14 protein-coding genes are annotated in these 17,395 nt (G+C 70.1%); 7 read left to right on the top strand and 7 right to left on the bottom strand.

From position 1 onward, the window contains the following. Positions 1-36: 36 nt before the first annotated feature. The 3 genes from FFK22_RS16490 to FFK22_RS16480 form a co-directional block, all read right to left on the bottom strand. Positions 37-1,014, bottom strand: coding sequence for an L-carnitine dehydrogenase (locus FFK22_RS16490; protein ID WP_138891455.1), 978 nt, complete (start codon positions 1,012-1,014; stop codon positions 37-39). Next, positions 1,004-1,927, bottom strand: a complete 924-nt coding sequence (locus tag FFK22_RS16485; protein WP_221938642.1) for a 3-keto-5-aminohexanoate cleavage protein — start codon at positions 1,925-1,927, stop codon at positions 1,004-1,006. Before FFK22_RS16485 ends, FFK22_RS16490 begins: the two co-directional genes overlap by 11 nt. Before the next feature lie 107 nt (positions 1,928-2,034). Further along, entirely contained in the window at positions 2,035-2,991 is a 957-nt protein-coding gene (locus FFK22_RS16480; RefSeq protein WP_138891454.1) for a GlxA family transcriptional regulator, read from the bottom strand. Between the two features lie 158 nt (positions 2,992-3,149). On the opposite strand from FFK22_RS16480, the gene FFK22_RS16475 reads away from it, so the two are divergent. Continuing rightward, on the top strand, positions 3,150-4,910 hold the full coding sequence (locus FFK22_RS16475; protein WP_138891453.1) for a VanW family protein: 1,761 nt from the start codon (positions 3,150-3,152) through the stop codon (positions 4,908-4,910). Here FFK22_RS16475 and FFK22_RS16470 read toward each other — a convergent pair. Both FFK22_RS16470 and FFK22_RS16465 read right to left on the bottom strand, forming a co-directional pair. Beyond that, complete coding sequence (locus tag FFK22_RS16470; protein WP_138891452.1) at positions 4,883-5,620, bottom strand: creatininase family protein; 738 nt, start codon at positions 5,618-5,620, stop codon at positions 4,883-4,885. The two genes, FFK22_RS16475 and FFK22_RS16470, sit on opposite strands and share 28 nt — an antisense overlap. A 131-nt stretch (positions 5,621-5,751) precedes the next feature. Continuing rightward, on the bottom strand, positions 5,752-7,341 hold the full coding sequence (locus tag FFK22_RS16465; RefSeq protein ID WP_138891451.1) for a gamma-glutamyltransferase family protein: 1,590 nt from the start codon (positions 7,339-7,341) through the stop codon (positions 5,752-5,754). A gap of 288 nt (positions 7,342-7,629) precedes the next feature. Here FFK22_RS16465 and FFK22_RS16460 point away from each other — a divergent pair, with 288 nt between their 5' ends. Both FFK22_RS16460 and FFK22_RS16455 read left to right on the top strand, forming a co-directional pair. After that, positions 7,630-8,784: a porin gene (locus FFK22_RS16460; RefSeq protein WP_138891450.1), complete on the top strand. Its 1,155-nt coding sequence runs from the start codon at positions 7,630-7,632 to the stop codon at positions 8,782-8,784. Positions 8,785-8,902: 118 nt separating this feature from the next. After that, positions 8,903-9,787: a DUF72 domain-containing protein gene (locus FFK22_RS16455; protein WP_138891449.1), complete on the top strand. Its 885-nt coding sequence runs from the start codon at positions 8,903-8,905 to the stop codon at positions 9,785-9,787. Between the two features lie 13 nt (positions 9,788-9,800). Here FFK22_RS16455 and FFK22_RS16450 read toward each other — a convergent pair whose 3' ends face one another. Further along, positions 9,801-10,856 carry a LysR family transcriptional regulator gene (locus FFK22_RS16450; RefSeq protein ID WP_138891448.1) on the bottom strand — a complete coding sequence of 352 codons (1,056 nt, stop codon included), beginning with the start codon at positions 10,854-10,856 and terminating at the stop codon, positions 9,801-9,803. A 543-nt stretch (positions 10,857-11,399) separates the two neighbouring features. On the opposite strand from FFK22_RS16450, the gene FFK22_RS16445 reads away from it, so the two are divergent. Further along, entirely contained in the window at positions 11,400-12,977 is a 1,578-nt protein-coding gene (locus tag FFK22_RS16445; protein WP_138891447.1) for an ATP-binding protein, read from the top strand. A 95-nt stretch (positions 12,978-13,072) separates the two neighbouring features. Here the strand turns inward: FFK22_RS16445 and FFK22_RS42995 are convergent, their stop codons facing one another. Next, entirely contained in the window at positions 13,073-14,008 is a 936-nt protein-coding gene (locus FFK22_RS42995; protein WP_186002496.1) for a hypothetical protein, read from the bottom strand. 125 nt (positions 14,009-14,133) lie between these two features. On the opposite strand from FFK22_RS42995, the gene FFK22_RS16435 reads away from it, so the two are divergent. The 3 genes from FFK22_RS16435 to FFK22_RS16425 all read left to right on the top strand — a co-directional run bounded on the left by FFK22_RS16435 (position 14,134) and on the right by FFK22_RS16425 (position 17,224). Then, positions 14,134-15,015 carry a GyrI-like domain-containing protein gene (locus FFK22_RS16435; RefSeq protein WP_138891446.1) on the top strand — a complete coding sequence of 294 codons (882 nt, stop codon included), beginning with the start codon at positions 14,134-14,136 and terminating at the stop codon, positions 15,013-15,015. A gap of 119 nt (positions 15,016-15,134) precedes the next feature. Next, positions 15,135-15,878, top strand: a complete 744-nt coding sequence (locus FFK22_RS16430) for a dienelactone hydrolase family protein (protein ID WP_138891445.1) — start codon at positions 15,135-15,137, stop codon at positions 15,876-15,878. A gap of 425 nt (positions 15,879-16,303) precedes the next feature. Further along, the gene (locus FFK22_RS16425) at positions 16,304-17,224 is read left to right on the top strand and encodes a DUF4365 domain-containing protein (protein ID WP_186002495.1); all 921 of its coding nucleotides are present in this window, start codon (positions 16,304-16,306) and stop codon (positions 17,222-17,224) included. Positions 17,225-17,395: the final 171 nt, after the last annotated feature.

Below are 17,395 nucleotides of genomic sequence, written 5' to 3'. Positions count from 1 at the left end.
GCGCCATCCCCGCTGGCGCGGGGATCGGGGGACGGCTCAGGCCGAGCCCGGCCGCGGATCGTAGGTCGGGTGGCCGGTGTCGCGATCGGCGCCTTCCAGAGCCTGCAGGATCCGGATGATGCGCTCGTCGCGCCAGCGCTCGATCTTCTTGATCGGCCAGCCGCCGGCCTGCTCCTGCGTGCCTTCGACCATGCGGTCGATCAGGGTGTCGGTCAGCTTCGGCGCCACCAGCTTGGTCCAGGGCAGCTCCAGCGCCGGGCCGAACTGCTCCAGCATATGCCGCATGCCGCCCTCGCCGCCGGCGAGGTGATAGGTCAGGTTGGTGCCCATGAAGGCCCAGCGGATGCCGGCGCCGAAGCAGATCGCCTCGTCGATCTCCTTGGTCGTGGCGATGCCGTCGGCGACCAGGTGCAGCGCCTCGCGCCACAGCGCCTCCAGTAGGCGGTCGGCGATGTAGCCGTCGATCTCGTTGCGGACATGCAGCGGCTTCATGCCGAGCGAGGCGTAGAAGGCCGCGGCCGCCTTGATCGTCTCCGGCGCCGTCTGCTTGCCGCCCACCACCTCGACCAGCGGCAGCAGATAGACCGGGTTGAACGGGTGGCCGATGACGATCCGCTCCGGGTGCCGCGCGCCCTCCTGGATCTCGCTGGGCAAGAGGCCCGAGGAGGAGGAGCCGAGGATGACGTCGGCCGGCGCGGCCGCGGCCATGGCGTGGTGCAGCTTGCGCTTCAGCTCGATCCGCTCGGGCGCGCTCTCCTGCACGAAATCGGATTCGGCGGCGACCGCCTCGGCCGAGCCGACCACGCGCAGCCGGTCCGGGCTCGCGCCTTCGGCCAGGCCGATGCGGGCCAGCGCCGGCCAGGCATTGGCGACGGCGTCGCGCAGGGCCTGCTCGCCGGTCGGGGACGGGTCCCAGGCGACGACGTCGAGGCCGTGGGCCAGCGCGCGGGCGGCCCAGCCGCTGCCGATGACGCCGCCGCCGACGATGCCGAGGGTGCGGATGTCACGCGGCATGGGCCTGCCCCTTCACCTTGAGGCCGAGATGGCTGCGCGCCTCGGCCGGAGTCATCACCTTGGATCCCATCGCCTCGATGATGGTCCGCGCCCGCTCGACCAGGGTGCCGTTCGAGGCATAGACGCCCTTGTCGAGATAGAGGTTGTCCTCGAGCCCGACCCGGACATGGCCGCCCAGCAGCACCGCCTGGGCGACGAAGGGCATCTGCAGCCGGCCGATGGCGAAGCCGGCCCAGACCGCGCCGTCCGGCAGCATGTCGCGCATCGCCAGCATCATCCGCGGGTCGGGCGGCGTGCCCCAGGGGATGCCGAGGCAGAGCTGGAACAGGGGCGGCGCGTCGAGCAGCCCCTCCTCCACCATCTTCCGCGCGAACCACAGGTTGCCGGTGTCGAAGATCTCGAGCTCGGGCTTCACCCCGAGCTCCTGGATCCGCTTCGCCTGCTTGCGCAGGATGTCGGGGGTGGAGACGTAGACCAGCGAACCGTCGCCGAAGTTCAGCGAGCCGCAGTCGAGGGTGCAGATCTCCGGCAGCAGCTGCTCGACATGCGGCAGCCGGTCGATGCCGCCGACCAGGTCGGTGTCGGGACCGAACTTCGTCGGGTCGTCCTGCGGCCCGATCACCAGGTCGCCGCCCATGCCGGCGGTCAGGTTGATGATGATGTCGACGCCGGAGGAGCGGATGCGGTCCACCACCTCGCGATAGAGCGCCGGGTCGCGGCTGGCCTTGCCGGTCTCGGGGTTGCGGACATGGATGTGGGCGACGGTGGCGCCGGCCTTCGCCGCCTCCAGCGCCGCATCGGCGATCTGCTGCGGCGTCACCGGGATCGCCGGATGCTTGCCCACCGTGTCGCCGGCGCCGGTGACGGCGCAGGTCACGATCACGCGCCGGTTGATGTCAGTCTGCAGGGCCATTGCCCACCGCCTCCCCGTATTGCCGGCGCACCGGCCTCTGGGACGAGGCTACGCCCTCCAAGTTGCTTGGATCTTGACCAAGAGCGACAGCGGCTTGACGCTTTCCGCTAAGCTGCGGAGGCGCGACGGTCGCGGCTGGGCGGCACGCCGAATTCGCGGCGGTAGCAGCGGCAGAAATGCTCGTAGCTGCCGAAGCCGCAGGCCACCGCCACCTCCAGCAGCGGGTCGTCGGAATACTGCACCATCGACCGCGCCCGCTGCAGCCGCAGCGACTGGTAGAAGCCCTGCGGCCCCTTGCCGAGATGGTGCGCGAACAGCCGCTCGACCTGGCGCGGCGACATGTCGACGGTGCGGGCCAGCGCGGTGACCGCGATCGGGCTGGCGACGTTGCGCTCCATGATCTCGACCATCCGCGCCAGGCGGCTGTCGCGGATGTCGAGCTGCCGCGGCACCGACAGGCGCTGCCGGTCCTCGGCATGGCGCAGGGTGTTGTAGATGAACTGCTCCGACACCGCGGCCGCCAGCCTGGCGCCGTGATCGGTGCGGATGATCTGCAGCATCAGGTCGAGCGCGGCGGTGCCGCCGGCGCAGGTCAGGCGGCGGCGGTCGGCCTCGAACAGACAGGCACGCGCCTCGACCCGCGGGAACTGCTCGGCGAAGCCGTCCAGAGCCTCCCAATGCGCGGTGGCGCGGTAACCGTCGAGCAGCCCGGCGGCCGCCAGCGCGAATCCGCCGGTGTCGATGCCGCCCAGCACGGCCCCGGCGCGGTCGAGCCGGCGGAACCAGCGGATCAGTGCCGGGGTCACCGCGGCCAGCGGCTCGAAAGCGGCGCAGACGATCAGCATCGGCAGGTCGTCGGCGCTGCCGGCCACGGCGTCGGCCGGCAGCGCCAGCTGATTGGACGCCGGCACCGGCGCCCCGTCGGCGGAGAAGATGGTCCAGCGATAGACCTCGCGCCGCGACAGCCGGTTGGCGACGCGCAGCGGCTCCAGCGCCGAGGCGAAGGCCATCATCGAGAATTGCGGCAGCAGCAGGAAGCCGATGCGGCGGGGGGCGTCGGTCATTGCAGGCCCGATCGGAAACGTCGCCTTTCATCAAGCCGGCGGGGCTGAGCGTCAAGTCCGATCACTCTCGGCGCACCGCACCGCCACCGGCGCGACATCGTCCCGCCATCTTCCAGGCGCCCACTCTCCGTTCGGCCGGTATGGGGCGCGGGACGGTCATGGCGATACAGGCGGAGCACAGGATCCCGTCGCGGTGGGGCGCGCTGGTCTTCGGCGCCAAGGCGGCGCTGCTGCGCGGCCGCCGGGCCCTGCGCGAGATCAACGGCCGGCCGCCGCGCCATCCGCGTGCGGATGGGCTGCGCGATGCCGCCGTGGTGGCCGAGATCCGCTCGCCGCTGTGGTCCGGGCCAGGCGGGGCCGCCGAGCACGACCTGACCGCCGGCAAGATCCACAATCTGCGCCACGCCCTGCGTGCCCTCGACGGCGTCGAGGTGCCGGCCGGCGGCGTGTTCAGCTTCTGGCGCCAGATCGGCCGCGCCTCGCGTCGGCGTGGCTTCGTCGCCGGGCGCGAGCTGCGCGAGGGCTGCCTGGTCGCCAGCGCCGGCGGGGGCTTGTGCCAGCTGTCGAACGGCCTGTACGAGGCGGCGCTGGCCGCTGGCTTCGAGATCGTCGAGCGCCACGCCCATAGCCGGCTGGTGCCGGGATCGCGCGCCGCCGCCGGGCGCGACGCCACCGTGTTCTGGAACTATGTCGACCTGCGGTTCCGCAGCCCGGCAGCCTTCCGCATCGAGGCGCGGCTGACCGGCGCGGAGCTGGAGATCCGATTCCGCAGCGCCGCCGCCGCGGCGTCCGGCGTCGTGGTCGCCTTCCCGGCCCTGCGCGAGGCCGCCAATGACTGCGTCGGCTGTGCCCATGAAGATTGCAGCCAGCAGCTGCCGAAGGGTGCCGTGATCACCCGGCGGCCGACCGCCTGGCTGGTCGACGGCGCCTGGCCGGAGTTCGCGACGCTGCTGCGCGCCCAGGCCGGGCCGGAGGACAAGCTGTTCCTGCCGATGCGCTGGCGGGCCCGCTACGCTTGGCCGGAGCTGGCCGGCGGCGAGAGCCGCGCCACCCTGGTCGCGCTGGCCCGCGCCCGGGCGCTGCGCCGCCTGCCGGCGGTGGGCGGCGCCCTGCCCCGCGCGATGCTGGGCTTCGACCGGCGGCTGGCCGAGGCCTATGCGCGCCGCCTGTCCTATCGCCACACCCATCTGGTGGTCGGCCAGGGGCTGCTGCCGCATCTCTGGCGCCTCGGCTGCCTGCAGGGCCGCAGCTTCGACGTGCTGATGGAGCGCTGGCCGCTGGCGGCGCTGCAGGCCCGGCTGGACCGGGCTCTGGCCCGCTATCCGGAGAGTCCGACGCTGGGCGATTTCCGGGCGCCGGAGGAGATCGTCGCGGCCGAGGCCGAGGCGCTGGCCGCGGCGTCCCGCCTGTACACCCCGCATGGCGGCATCGCCGCGCGCTTCGCGGACCGGGCGGTGCATCTGGACTGGGCGCTGCCGGACGTCGCCGCGGCGCCGCGGCCCGCGGTCGGCGGCCGCACCATCCTGTTCCCGGCCTCGGCGCTCGGCCGCAAGGGCGCCTATGCCCTGCGCGACGCGGTCGAGGGGCTGGACATCGACCTCGTCGTGACCGGCCGGGCGCGCGAGCAGGACGATCTGTTCTGGCGCAACGTCGCGGCGCGGTCCCTGCCCGCCGGCCCGTGGCCCGACCCGGTGGCGGCGGTGGTGCTGCCGGCAATCGTCGAGCACCAGCCGCGGGCGCTGCTGCGCGCCGTGGCGCTGGGTCTCCCGGTGATCGCCACCGCCGCCTGCGGCATCGACCCCGGACCGGGCGTCACGCTGGTGCCGGAGGACGACGCCGCCGCCCTGCGCGAGGCGCTGCTGCAGGCCCTTGGCGACGTGTCACAGCAGCATCAGGTCTCGGCCAGGAACTCCGCATAGGTGCCGGCGATCGCCTCGACCGCCGCGTCGTAGAACTGCTCGCCATGCTCCGGCGTCGCCAGGCCGGGGTTGGAGCCGATGCGGCCGTCCGGGAAGCGGCGGCGATAGTCGGCGGCGTCGTAGAACCGGCCCGACGGCGCGATCGGCGGGTCCAGCTCCGCCGACTTGATGTGGTCGGGGAACAGGTGCTGGGTGACCGCCACCTCGCTGGCCGTGGCGTGGCTGCCCTCCGCGACGCCGTACAGCTCCTTCGACAGGCGCTGCACCCCGGCATTGTCCCACCAGTTGACCAGGCGGCAGCGGATCGACGGGCTGCCGAGCGCCCGCCGCTCGGAATAGATCTCGTAGAAGGCGGCCTGGATGGTGGCGATGTTGCCGCCATGGCCGTTGACGAACAGGAAGTGGTCGAAGCCGTGCTCGGCCAGCGCCATCACATAGTCGCGGATCACCAGCACCAGGGTCGACGGCTTCAGCGTCATGCTGCCCGGGAAGGTCATGTGGTGATGCGCCATGCCGACGCCGATGGTCGGGCCGACCACCGCCCCGGTCTTGTCGCCGACGCCGCGGGCAATGCCCTCGGCGCATAGCGCGTCGGTGCCGATCAGCCCGTTCGGGCCGTGCTGCTCGGTCGACCCGATCGGCATGATGGCGCCGCGCGAGGTCTCGAGATAGGCCTCGATCTCCGGCCAGGAGCTGAGCTGAAGCTGCACGATGGGTCCTCCGTTTCCTGGGCTCGCCTTGTCCAATCCGGGAGCGCGTCAGGAGTTCCTAGAAATATGGGCGGCCGCCCGATCCGTTTCACCGCCAGGCCCGGCAATGACGGCAAGAGGAACGGCCCGTCTCAGATCCCCAGCGCGCAGCCGTCCTTGCGGGGGTCGGAGCCGGCGACCAGCACGCCGCGCTCATGGTCGATCAGGATCGCCTGGCCGCCGCCCAGCGGCTCGTCCCGGACCGCGACGCTGTGGCCGCGGCCGGCGAGGTCCGCCGCCACCGCCTGGCCGATCCGCGGCTCGAGCTGCAGCTCGCCGTCGAAGACGAAGCTGCGCGGCAGGTCCAGCGCCGCCTGCGGGTCGAGGCCGCGGTCGATGATCGAGGACACGAACTGCGCCTGGCCGGCCGCCTGGTAGTGCCCGCCCATCACCCCGAAGACGCCGGCGGTGCGGCCGCCGCGGCGCAGCAGTCCGGGGATGATGGTGTGCATCGGCCGCTTGCCCGGACCGATCGCATTCGGATGGCCCGGCTCGACCCGGAACGACCGGCCGCGGCTGTGCAGCAGAACCCCGGTCTCGGGGTCGAGCAGGCCGCTGCCGAAGCTGTCGAAGATCGAGTTGATGAAGGACACGGCATTGCCGTCGCGGTCGACGACGCAGAGATAGATGGTGTCGCGGTGCTCCGGCTCGGTCCACAGCGCCGGCCGTCCGGCCCGCTTCGGATCGATCCGCCGGCGCAGCGTGCCCAGCACCTCCTCGGACAGCAGGGTGCGCGGGTCGTGCGGCATGTGATCGGGGTCGCCGATCAGCGCGTCGCGGTGGTGGTAGGCGATCCTGGTCGCCTCGGCATGCAGGTGGATGCGGTCGGCCTCCGGCATCTCCGCCGCCAGGTCGTGGCCGGAGAGCAGGCCGAGGATCATCAACGCCGCCAGGCCCTGGCCGTTCGGCGGGCACTCCACCACCTCGGTGCCGTGATAGTCGAGCCGGATCGGGTCGACCCAGTTGGCGACCCCGCGACCGGCGGCGAAATCGTCGAGCGTGTGCAGCCCGCCCTGGGCCTTGAGCAGGCGGACCAGCGACTCCGCCACGGGGCCTTCATAGAAGGCGGCAGCGCCATGGGCGGCGATGTCGCGCAGCCGGGCGCCGAGCTTCGGCTGGGCATGCCGGTCGCCGACCGCCGGGATCCGGCCGCCGGGCAGGAACACGGCGCGGCAGCCGGCGTCGCCGGCCAGGAAGCCGGCATCCTCGGCCCAGTCCCAGGCGACGCGCGGCGCCACCGGATAGCCCTGCTCGGCATAGAGGATGGCGCGGGCGAACAGCCGGTCGAGCGGCAGCGATCCGTGCTCCTCATGCAGCCGGCACCAGGCCGAGATCGCGCCCGGCACCGTCACCGCATGCGGGCTGCGCTGCGGGATTGCCGCGAGGCCCTGGGCGGCCAGCGCCTCCGCCGAGGCCGCGCGCGGCGCGCGGCCGCTGCCGTTCAGCGCCAGCGCGTCCTGCCCGGCCGGGGCATAGAGCACGAAGCAGTCGCCGCCGATGCCGGTCATATGCGCCTCGACCACGCATTGCACCGCGACCGCGGCCAGCGCCGCATCGACCGCGTTGCCGCCATCCATCAGCACCTCGAGCCCGGCGGCCGAGGCCAGCGGGTGCGAGGTGGCGATCGCCGCCTCGCCCGCGATCAGCGCCGAGCGCCCCGGCTGGCCGAAATCCCGCTGCATGCCCCGTGTCCTTTCCGGTTCGAACCCCTGGTTGATATCGGCCATGCGGGCCATTGGCAACCGCACCCGGCGGCCCTCGCCCGCTCCACCGGCCCGACCAACTGCCCGAGGCCCGCCTTCGGACAGCATTCCTGCATGTCTATTTTATGAAATTTGTCGACAATCCACCGTTTTACCGGCGGCGACGATTGATTTTAAAATTTACCGTTTTGTATAAGCCTCGCCGTGACAGAGGGGGACGGCGTTTCGACAACGAAACCGCGCGTCCGACACACGAGGGGAAGTAAAATGCGGAAGTTTTTGTTGCTCGGGGTGTGCCTTGCGGCCGCCGCGGGAGGGACGAGTATTGCCCAGGCCGCGGACGCCCCGGTCACTTCGGGCCTGTCGCTGAAGATCAACGGCTGGATCGGCTTCATGGCCGGCCTGTCGCTCAGCAACACCGACGACTCCACCTTCGACCGCGACTATGACTTCGTGTCCAACGCGCGGCTGCAGTTCGACGTCAAGAACGTCACCGATTCCGGCCTGGAATACGGTGCCCGCATCCGCTTCAACAATGTCGACCGCCGCAACAACGTCACCGTCGACCGCACCTATGTCTACCTGAAGGGCGGCTTCGGCACCGTCACTCTCGGCGACGCGCCCTATGCCATCGCCGATTTCGGCTATGTCTATGCCCATGACACGCTGAACGGCAAGCTGGGCCTCGGCGCCGGCTGGGGCGACGGGCTGGACGGCAAGTTCAACCTGTTCGGCGGCTCCGACACCTTCTACGCGGTGGATCCGAGCTACGGCATCGGCGGGCTGAACGGCAAGGACACCAAGGTCAAGTACACCTCGCCGAGCTTCTCCGGCTTCTCCTTTGGCGTCGACTTCACGCCGCTGGCCGGCGGCAACGGCCATGCCGGCAATGGCGGCCGCAACGACCTGTTCAACGACAGCACCGCCCGCTACGAGAACATCGTCACCGCCGGCGTCCAGTACGCCAACACCTTCGACGGGACGACGGTGACGGTGCGCGGATCGGCCGGCACCGGCAACGGCGTCAGCGGCAACGAGGATTACGAGGCCTACAGCCTGGGCGGCCAGGTCATCCATTCCAGCGGCTTCGCCGGCAGCGTGAACTGGGTGCATTTCGCCAGCACCTTCCGCGCCGACAAGGCGATCGACTCGATCGTCGGCGACCTGTCCTACTATGGCGGCCCGTATGTCGTCTCGATCGGCTACGCCTACACCACGGCGGAGAAGAACAACGGCCTGAACTCGTCCTTCACCAATGGCGAGGATCTGAAGACCAACCACAGCGTCATCGGCTCGTTCCTCTACAACTTCGCGCCGGGCCTCAGCAGCTTCACCGAGCTGGCCTATGAGCTGAATGAGTTCCGCACCGGCCAGGACTATGAGGCGACCGCCCTGACCACGGGCGTGGTGCTCGCCTTCTGATCGAAGACCGGCTTCCTGACCGAGCGAGCGAAAGAGAGGGCGGCGCCAGGGGCCGCCCTCTCTGCTTTCCGGGGGCACGGCATCGCGTGCCATGGCGTTCCCTCAGCGGAGGAGCGCGATGGGCGGCAAGCAGGTGCGGATCGGGATCTCGGGCTGGACCTACCGGCCCTGGCGCGGCGTGTTCTATCCGAAGGGCCTGCCGCAGAAGCGCGAGCTGGCCTTCGCCGCAGAAACCTTCCCGACCATCGAGATCAACGGCACCTTCTACGGCAGCCAGCGGCCGGAGAGCTATGCCCGCTGGGCCGCGGAGACCCCGGAGGACTTCGTCTTCGCGGTCAAGGGACCGCGCTTCATCACCCATCTGCGCCGGCTGCGCGAGGTGGAGACGCCGCTGGCCAATTTCCTCGCCTCGGGCGTACTGCGCCTCGGATCGAAGCTGGGGCCGGTCCTGTGGCAGTTCCCGCCCAGCTTCCGCTTCGACCCGGAGCGGATCGAGGCCTTCCTGGCCCTGCTGCCGAAGGACACCGAGGCCGCCGCCGAACTGGCCCGCCGCCATGACGAGCGCTTCGCCGGCCGGGCCTGGACCAGGACCGACCGCAAGCGCCCGCTGCGGCACGCCCTGGAGATCCGGCACGACAGCTTCCTCGACCCCGCCTTCATCCGGCTGCTGCGCCGATACAAGGTGGCGCTGGTCTGTGCCGACACGGTGGACTGGCCGCGGCGCATGGACCTGAGCGCCGACTTCGTCTATTGCCGCCTGCACGGGTCGGAGCAGCTGTATGTCAGCGGCTATGGCGACGCGGCGCTCGACAGCTGGGCCGACCGCGTCGCCGCCTGGGCCGCCGGGCGCGAGCCAAAGGATGCCGAGCGGGTGATCGACAAGCCCGGGCCGAAGCGGGCCAGGCGCGACGTCTATGTCTATTTCGACAATGACGCCAAGGTGCGCGCGCCAGCCGACGCCAAGGGGCTGATTCGCAGGGTCGATCACCGGCTCGGCCGCTGACCCGGCGGCACCGTCAGGAGGCCGCCCTGCGGCGCGGCTCCATCGCCTCGGCGGACCGGCGGCCGCTGTCGACCGCCGCCAGCGCCGCCGCGGCGATCTCGGTGCGCAGCCAGCTGTGGTCCGGGTCGCGATGGCGCCGCTCGTGCCAGATCAGCGCCACCTCGTAGGGCGGCAGCTCCAGCGGCGGCTCGACCACCGCCAGCGGCAGCATGGCGGCGACCCGGGTGGCGACGCGGTGCGGCACGGTCAGCACCAGGTCGGTCTCGGCGATCATCGCCGGCGCCGTCAGCATGTTCGGAACCAGCATCGGGTCGCGATCCGGCAGGTCCAGCTTGGCCAGCCCGTCATAGACCTGGCCGAAGCCGTCCTCGGAGCCCGAGGCGATCACGGCATGGCGCAGGGTCGCGAAGCGTTCGATCGTCCAGTCCTGCGCCAGGGCCGGGTGGTCCTGCCGCAGCAGGCAGGCGAAGCGGTCGGAATAGAGGCTGCGCCGCAGATAGCCGGGCGGGGTCTCGCCGATCTGCCCAACGGCGAGGTCGATCTCGCCCTGCTCGAGCCGCCGCAGCGCGCCGGCCAGCAGCGGATCGGTGACGATGTCGAGCTGGGGCGCGCGCTCGCGCAGCCGCGGCAAGAGGCGCGGCAGCAGGACCAGCGCCTGGTGGTCGGGCATCGCCATCGTCACCTTCGACCGCCACTCCTCCGGGGCGAAGCTGCGGCTCGACACGATCTCGCGGATCGCGCCCAGCACCGACGGCAGCATCGCGGCCAGGCGCTCGCCCCGCGGTGTCGGCGCCAGGCCGGTCGAGGTGCGGACCAGGATGTCGTCGTTGAACATGCCCCGCAGCCTGGCCAGCGCCCGGCTCATGGCCGGCTGGCTCTGGCCGACATGCTGGGCGGCATGGGTGACGTTGCGGTGCTCCAGCAGCGCGGCGAGCGCCACCAGCAGATTGAGGTCGACCGAGGCCAGGTTCATCGCCGGCCGCTGCGGCGCGGCCTGGCGGCCGCCGGTGACCAGGGCCTGCCGCGCCTGTGGCGTTGCAGGCGCCGGCGTGAAAGCACAGTCAAGCATGCATTCTTCCCTCTTCCAGGCAGGGAGCGGGCGAAGGACCCGGGCGGGCTTCTTTCTCGCTCGGCGGGAAACGCCGGAAATCGTCAGGACTTCCGGATGAGGCGGGGCCGTGGAATCGGACCTCTCATTCGGCAGCGCGAACATGATCTTATGCTCATTTTGTGAACAGAAGCTCAGTCGAGATCGGGCCGGAGTCAAGCGCGGAGGTGAGCCTTCCGCGTCCCCAGCCACCGGGATTTGTCCGATAATTCTCAAGCGGTTGAGGGGTGCATGGGGGCGGCCGCGGGCCGCAACCCCAGCAGGCCGGCCAAACCCGGCCATAGGATCGCCGCCTGGCCGCCGGCTTGCCCCGCGCCTCGGGGTCAGGTTCCCGCATCATGCTATCCACTATTGATATGGTTCCGGCCGGCGCGGCCGGTCGGCGGGTCCATGCCCGGGTATGCCGCGACCCTGCCCTGCCCCCATCGGGTTGCCCCCGGCCCGCCCGGTCGTGATAGACCATGCCCGGCCCCGCCGTGCCCGGGGGGAGTGCGCGGAGGGGTGATGACGGTCCAAATCGACATCGGAACGCTGTCCGACGGGGCATCGGCCATGATCGATCTCGAGGAACTGCTGGCGACGCGGCTGCTGGTGCAGGGCAATTCCGGCTCCGGCAAGTCGCATCTGCTGCGCCGTCTGCTGGAGCAGAGCGCAGCCTGGGTGCAGCAGGTGGTGGTCGACCCCGAGGGCGACTTCGTCAGCCTGGCCGACCGCTTCGGCCATATCGTGGTCGATGGCGACCGGTCGGACGAGGATTTGTACCGCATCGCCGGCCGGGTGCGGCAGCACCGCACCTCCGCCGTGCTGAACCTCGAGCGCTGCGACATCGATTCGCAGATGCGCGCAGCCGCCGCCTTCCTGAACGGGCTGTTCGACGCCGAGCGCGACCTCTGGTACCCGATCCTGGTGGTGGTCGACGAGGCCCAGCTGTTCGCCCCGGCCGCGGCCGGCGACGTGTCGGAGGAGGCGCGCAAGGCGACGCTGGGCGCCATGGCCAATCTGATGAGCCGCGGCCGCAAGCGCGGCCTGGCCGGGGTGATCGCCACCCAGCGCCTGGCCAAGCTGGCCAAGAACGTCGCGGCCGAGGCCTCGAACTTCCTGATGGGCCGCACCTTCCTCGACATCGACATGGCCCGCGCCGCCGACCTCTTGGGGCTGGAGCGGCGCCAGGCCGAGATGTTCCGCGACCTCGGCCGCGGCCGCTTCGTCGCGCTCGGCCCGGCCCTGTCGCGCCGGCCGATCGAGATCCGCATCGGCGCGGTCGAGACCGGCGCGCGCTCGACCAGCCCGAAGCTGCTGCCGATGCCCGAGACGCCGCCCGAGGATGTGCACGAGCTGATCTTCAAGGCGGCCGAGTCCGAGCCGCCGATGCCGCGCCCGACGCGGCCGCCGCCGCAGCAGCAACCATCGACGGCGGAGCTGCTGGCCCAGCTGATCCGCAGCCGGCCCGACACCGCCCCGGCGGCTGAGGAGGAGCCGGACCCGATGAGCCAGGCCGAGCGCGACGCCGCGATCGACGCGGTGCTGCGCGACCTGGTGGCGGCGGAGGATTCGGCCTTCCGCCCGATCGCGGTGCTGTACCAGGATTTCCTGGTGCGCTGCCGGATCCAGCGGGTCGGCAGCCGCAGCGCCCCGGCGCTCGACCTCGCCGGCTTCCGCGGCCGGCTGGCCGTGGCCCGCGCCGGGGTCGACACCGACACGGCGGAGAGCCCGGCCTGGCAGCACGCGACCGGGCTGTCGCGCGAGCTGCCGGAGGACATGCAGGGCATCTTCCTGCTGCTGGTGAAGGCGGCGATGGCCGGCGCCCCCTGCCCGTCCGACGCCACCATCGCCCGCGCCTACGGCACCCAATCGGTCGGCCGCACCCGGCGCCTCTTGTCCTATATGGAGCAGCGCAGCTTCATCATCTGCCGCACCGCCGGCCGCGGCGGCCACCGCATCGTGGCGCTGCCGGACCTCGGCCTGGAGACCGCGCCGGGAGATCCGAATGCGCCGGAGGAGATCCGGGTCCCGGGCGATCGCGAGGCCGCGGCCGGCGACGAGACGGCCGACGAGATCGAAGCGGCCCCGCCGCTCTCCTGAGACGCACGGGCTGCGGCCCTCGACGCCGCAATGGCGGCCGAATCGGACATGCGCCCGGCGAGGCCGCCTGACGGCGGCCTCGGGGCGTCTGGTGCTCAATGCTTCCTGTCCGCCGCGCTGCGGCTTTCGCTTCCGCCGCCGGGCGCGGGCGGCGCGGTGGCGGATGGCGGCCCGGTTCCGGCGGGACCGGGCGCCCGGTTGCTCACAGGCACCCGTTTGAGGACCTCGCGGGATCCGGCCCGGGAGACCTCGCCGGTGTCGGTGTTGAGCAGGTAGATGTGGCCCTCCGGCAGGCCGACAGCGGCCGCCGGGATGGGTTCGAAACGCCCGGAGGCGGCGGGGCGATCGTGTCTGTCCGGCGGGGCCGCGGCGGGACCCGGGCCTGCTTTCGCCGGCCTGACGGCCGGGCCGGCCGGGCCGGCCGCCGTCGTCCCGTCGGGGTCGAGGGCGGCGGCGAGGGCATGGCGGGAGAGGCCGATCTCGCGGCAGAGGCGGCGGATCAGGGCCTCGATCGGCAGGGCGGTGTCGGCGAGATCGGCGTCGATGCGCTCGTCCTCGGTGAGCCGTTCCCAGAGGTCGGCCGTCAGCTTTTCCCTGGCCTCGGGCTTCCCGGCGGCAATGCCGCGGGAGACGCCCTCGGCGACGGCCTCGCGCCGGTCGTCCTTCTCGTCCTGCCGCCGGTCGCGGTCGGCCTCGGCCTCGCGCCCGGCCTCCTCGTGCCGCTTTCGCAATTTCATCTTGAGGGCGATGGCACGGCGGATGCCGAGGAAAAGGCTGCTGAAGCGGGTCTCGGCCTCCCCGGCACGGTCGAGATCGTCGGCCTCGAGGGCGGCCATGCCCCGGGCCTGGAAGCCCGTGGCCAGCGCTTCGGCGAGATGGGCCATGCGGGACAGCATCGCAGCCTCTTCCGTGGCCGGCGAAGCGGCGGAGGGAGTCCCGGCATTGATCGCATCATCGACCATCCCCGGATTAGAACAAATCGCGAACATAAAGTCAAGCGGAACCGTATGGCGATGGCGTCGTCGGCGCATCGCCTGGGCCGGTACCGCCGGATGGCGGGGCGGCGCCCGGTGACGCCCCGTGACAAAACCGCAAGATCCGCCGAGCGTGTCATGCCGGCCTGCGCTGAACTGGCGCGGCCACGGAGGACGGACCAATGAAGGCGGCGCTTCGCAACCACCATGCCCGGATGCAGCGGGTGCTGGATCACATCGACCGGCATCTGGACGAGGATCTGGACCTGGACGCGCTGAGCGGTGTCGCCGCCTATTCGAAATATCACTTCCACCGGCAGTTCACGGCGACCTTCGGGCTGTCCGTGCATCGCTATATCCAGCTCGCCCACATGAAGCGCGCGTCATACCGGCTGGCCTACCGGGACGCCCAGAGCGTCACCGACATCGCGATGGATGCCGGCTATGACGCGCCGGATGCCTTCGCCCGCGCCTTTCGCCAGCGGCTCGGGCAATCGCCGTCGTCGTTCCGGAAGTCTCCCGACTGGGAGCCGTGGCTTGCGGCCTTCGGGCCTCTCGACGACGCGAGGAGCAAGCTGATGCAGAAGATTTTTGCCGCCGACGACGTGACGATCCGCGACGTGCCGCCGACGCCGGTGGCGATCCTGGAGCATCGCGGCGACCCGGCGACGCTGGGCGCCACCATCCAGCGCTTCATCGCCTGGCGCAAGGCGGCCGGCCTGCACCCCGGCACGAGCCCGACCTTCACCGTCTGGCGGTCCGAGCGGCGCCCGGCGTCGCCGGCCGATTACAGCGTGGACCTGTGCGTCGGGACCGACCGGCCGATCGAGGCGAAGGACGAGCCGATCAAGGCCGGCGAGATCCCCGGCGGGCGCTGCGCGGTGCTGCGCGTGGTCGGCCACACCGACAATCTGGAGCCCGCCGCGCTGTTCCTGTATCGCGACTGGCTTCCGGCCAGCGGCGAGGACGCCCGCGACTTCCCGCTCTATTGCCAGCGGCTGAGCTTCTTCCCGGAGGTGCCGGAGCACGAGGCGGTGGCGGAGCTGTTCCTGCCGCTGACATAGCGCCCTCCGGCGGCGGCCTGCCCCGCCCGGTCGCGGGACACGGGCAGGCCGCGATCCACCCTCTGGTCTTCACGGGCTCGCGGCCTAGACTGGCGGCCTGCGCCTGAGGAGACGGGACGATGGAAACGCGAGCGATCGCCTATGACTGCGACGGGGCCAGGCTGACCGGCTATTTCGCCGACGCTGCGCCGCACCGGACCAAGCCGGCAATCCTGGTCGCGCATGAGGCCTTCGGGCTGAACGATCATATCCGGGCGCGGGCGCGGCGGCTGGCCGGGCTCGGCTATGCCGCCTTCGCGCTCGACATGTATGGCGCCGAGGGATTGGCGCTGCCCGAGGCGGTGAGCCGCCATGTCGCGCTGATGTCGGCGCCGGGGCTGATGCTGGCCCGGGCGAGCGCCGGGTTCGGCGTGCTGACGGACCAGCCCGGCGTGGACCGGGAGCGGACGGCCGCGATCGGCTTCTGCCAGGGCGGGATCACCGCCCTGGAGCTGGTGCGCGGCGGCGCGCCCGTGCGCTGCGCCGTCGGCTTCCATCCGGGCCTGATGCGCCCGGCGGGAAGCCCGGACCGGCCGATCCGGGCGAAGGTGCTGATGATGATCGGCGACCAGGACCCCGACGTGCCGCCGGCGGACCGGGCCGCCTTCGCGGCGGAGATGCAGGGAAAGCAGGCGGACTGGCAGCTGCATCTCTTCGGCGGGGTCGGCCATGCCTACACCAACCCCGACATCGATCGATTGAACCGCCCCGGCTACGGCTACGATGCCGCTGCGGACAGGCGGTCATGGACGATGATGCTCGCGCTGTTCGAGGAGGTGTTCGCAGCGGCCGCGGCTGGCGGCGGCGGCGAGGGCCAGCGCTGAGGGCGCCCCTTCTGGTGACGAGGGAGGTGCGGCTGAACCTGGAGCACGGAGAGGCGACGGGCATCGTTGGACGGGGCCTCGGGGGTGGTCTCGTTCGCAGGGAAACGGAGCGGACCGAGCCCGGCAGAGGTGTGCCATATGCAGACGTTGCGTCGCCGTCCCGATACTGGACTTTCACTAGGTTGGCGAGGATCGGCATTGTTGCGCCGATTGGTCCGATTGTGGGGGAGAGCCTTGGATCGAAGCGGGCCGAGGGCACGCGCTTCAGTGTCGGGCGGTGAGGCCGGGACGAAGAATCGACCTCCCAGACGCCCCTACCCTTGCTGCTCCCTAACGATCGCATACCGCGCACTGTCGGCACGCTTTCCAACGTTATGGAAAGCGTCGATAGTTTCTCATTTCGGCGATGCTTTGAAGGTGCTTCCGTGTTCGACTTGCCAACATATTCGCAGGAAACTGAGTTGGGCGAACGAGGCGTTCGCATGGTGCAAGAGGCCGTGGAGCAGCAACTCCACTGGATACTACGGGTAAAACGAAAAGTCGACGTCGGCATCGACGCCGAGATAGAGATCATAAATAAAAATCGCAAGGCGACCGGCCTCTTAATCTCCGCTCAGATCAAATGCGGGAAAAGCTACTTTCGGGAGCGAAACAAGCGGAGCTTCGTCTTCCGGGGAGAATTAACACATCTCAGATACTGGCTTGATCACTCATTGCCGGTTATCGTTATTCTCTGTAATCCCGAATCCGGAAACTGCCACTGGACTGAAGTGACAGCGGGTTCGATGACGATACTTGAGGCAGGATGGAAGATGGAGGTGCCAAGAGCCAATCGACTCGATCGAGATGCCAAATGGCAGCTTGAGCGAGTGGCGCAACGGTCCCAGTTGCTCGACGATCTAATCAACCTCGCTGTCTATCGATGGTTGAATGAAAAATATTCTGGTCGAATCCAAATTGCTTCGATGTTCGAGATGCCTCGCGATTATCATTGGTACTCTCATCTCACGAGGATCGATGGAACAATGGTGATGGTGCATCATATCTACGATCGCTATGGTCGTTTCGACCCCGATGAACTTCAGGAGGCATTGAGCTATAAGCCATATAACGAGCGCCAATGCGGAGCGACAAAATTGATACTCTGCCTAGTGTCGTCTAGCCGTTCGGCATTCCGATTTCAGGAGCCCTTCGCGCGGGCGCTGCCAGACGACCCGGATGTCGAAATTGTACGATTGCTGCAAGACGGCGGAAGTTTTATTTATGAGATCACTGAGGATGACGAACTTGTTGACGGTTACGATGGCTGTGTACCATTGACATTTGGTCGTAAACTACTCGAATAGTTCGGCAGCGCCATCCCGCCTTGATAGACATGAGACCCCAAAGGGGAGCCGAGGCAAATGGGTGATCGGAATTGAATTCGCTGACAGTGCACTTAATGAATTTGGCGGCGCAAGCCCCCCTTCTATCAGCAAGCCGTCATTCCTTTTGCCGGGGCACCCGACATTCTTGGT

The sequence above is a fragment of the Mycobacterium sp. KBS0706 genome, assembly GCF_005938675.2.
In the GTDB taxonomy this organism is placed as follows: Bacteria; Pseudomonadota; Alphaproteobacteria; order DSM-16000; family Inquilinaceae; genus Inquilinus.
This window is presented reverse-complemented; position numbering and strand designations above follow the sequence as displayed.

Bases quoted from the DNA above. Each gene is read 5' to 3' on its own strand.
- FFK22_RS16490 (WP_138891455.1), bottom strand. From the start codon at position 1,014: ATGCCGCGTGACATCCGCACCCTCGGCATCGTCGGCGGCGGCGTCATC.
- FFK22_RS16455 (WP_138891449.1), top strand. From the start codon at position 8,903: ATGGGCGGCAAGCAGGTGCGGATCGGGATCTCGGGCTGGACCTACCGG.
- FFK22_RS16480 (WP_138891454.1), bottom strand. From the start codon at position 2,991: ATGACCGACGCCCCCCGCCGCATCGGCTTCCTGCTGCTGCCGCAATTC.
- FFK22_RS42995 (WP_186002496.1), bottom strand. From the start codon at position 14,008: ATGCGCCGACGACGCCATCGCCATACGGTTCCGCTTGACTTTATGTTC.
- FFK22_RS16465 (WP_138891451.1), bottom strand. From the start codon at position 7,341: ATGCAGCGGGATTTCGGCCAGCCGGGGCGCTCGGCGCTGATCGCGGGC.
- FFK22_RS16430 (WP_138891445.1), top strand. From the start codon at position 15,135: ATGGAAACGCGAGCGATCGCCTATGACTGCGACGGGGCCAGGCTGACC.
- FFK22_RS16450 (WP_138891448.1), bottom strand. From the start codon at position 10,856: ATGCTTGACTGTGCTTTCACGCCGGCGCCTGCAACGCCACAGGCGCGG.
- FFK22_RS16485 (WP_221938642.1), bottom strand. From the start codon at position 1,927: ATGGCCCTGCAGACTGACATCAACCGGCGCGTGATCGTGACCTGCGCC.
- FFK22_RS16445 (WP_138891447.1), top strand. From the start codon at position 11,400: ATGACGGTCCAAATCGACATCGGAACGCTGTCCGACGGGGCATCGGCC.
- FFK22_RS16475 (WP_138891453.1), top strand. From the start codon at position 3,150: ATGGCGATACAGGCGGAGCACAGGATCCCGTCGCGGTGGGGCGCGCTG.
- FFK22_RS16460 (WP_138891450.1), top strand. From the start codon at position 7,630: ATGCGGAAGTTTTTGTTGCTCGGGGTGTGCCTTGCGGCCGCCGCGGGA.
- FFK22_RS16435 (WP_138891446.1), top strand. From the start codon at position 14,134: ATGAAGGCGGCGCTTCGCAACCACCATGCCCGGATGCAGCGGGTGCTG.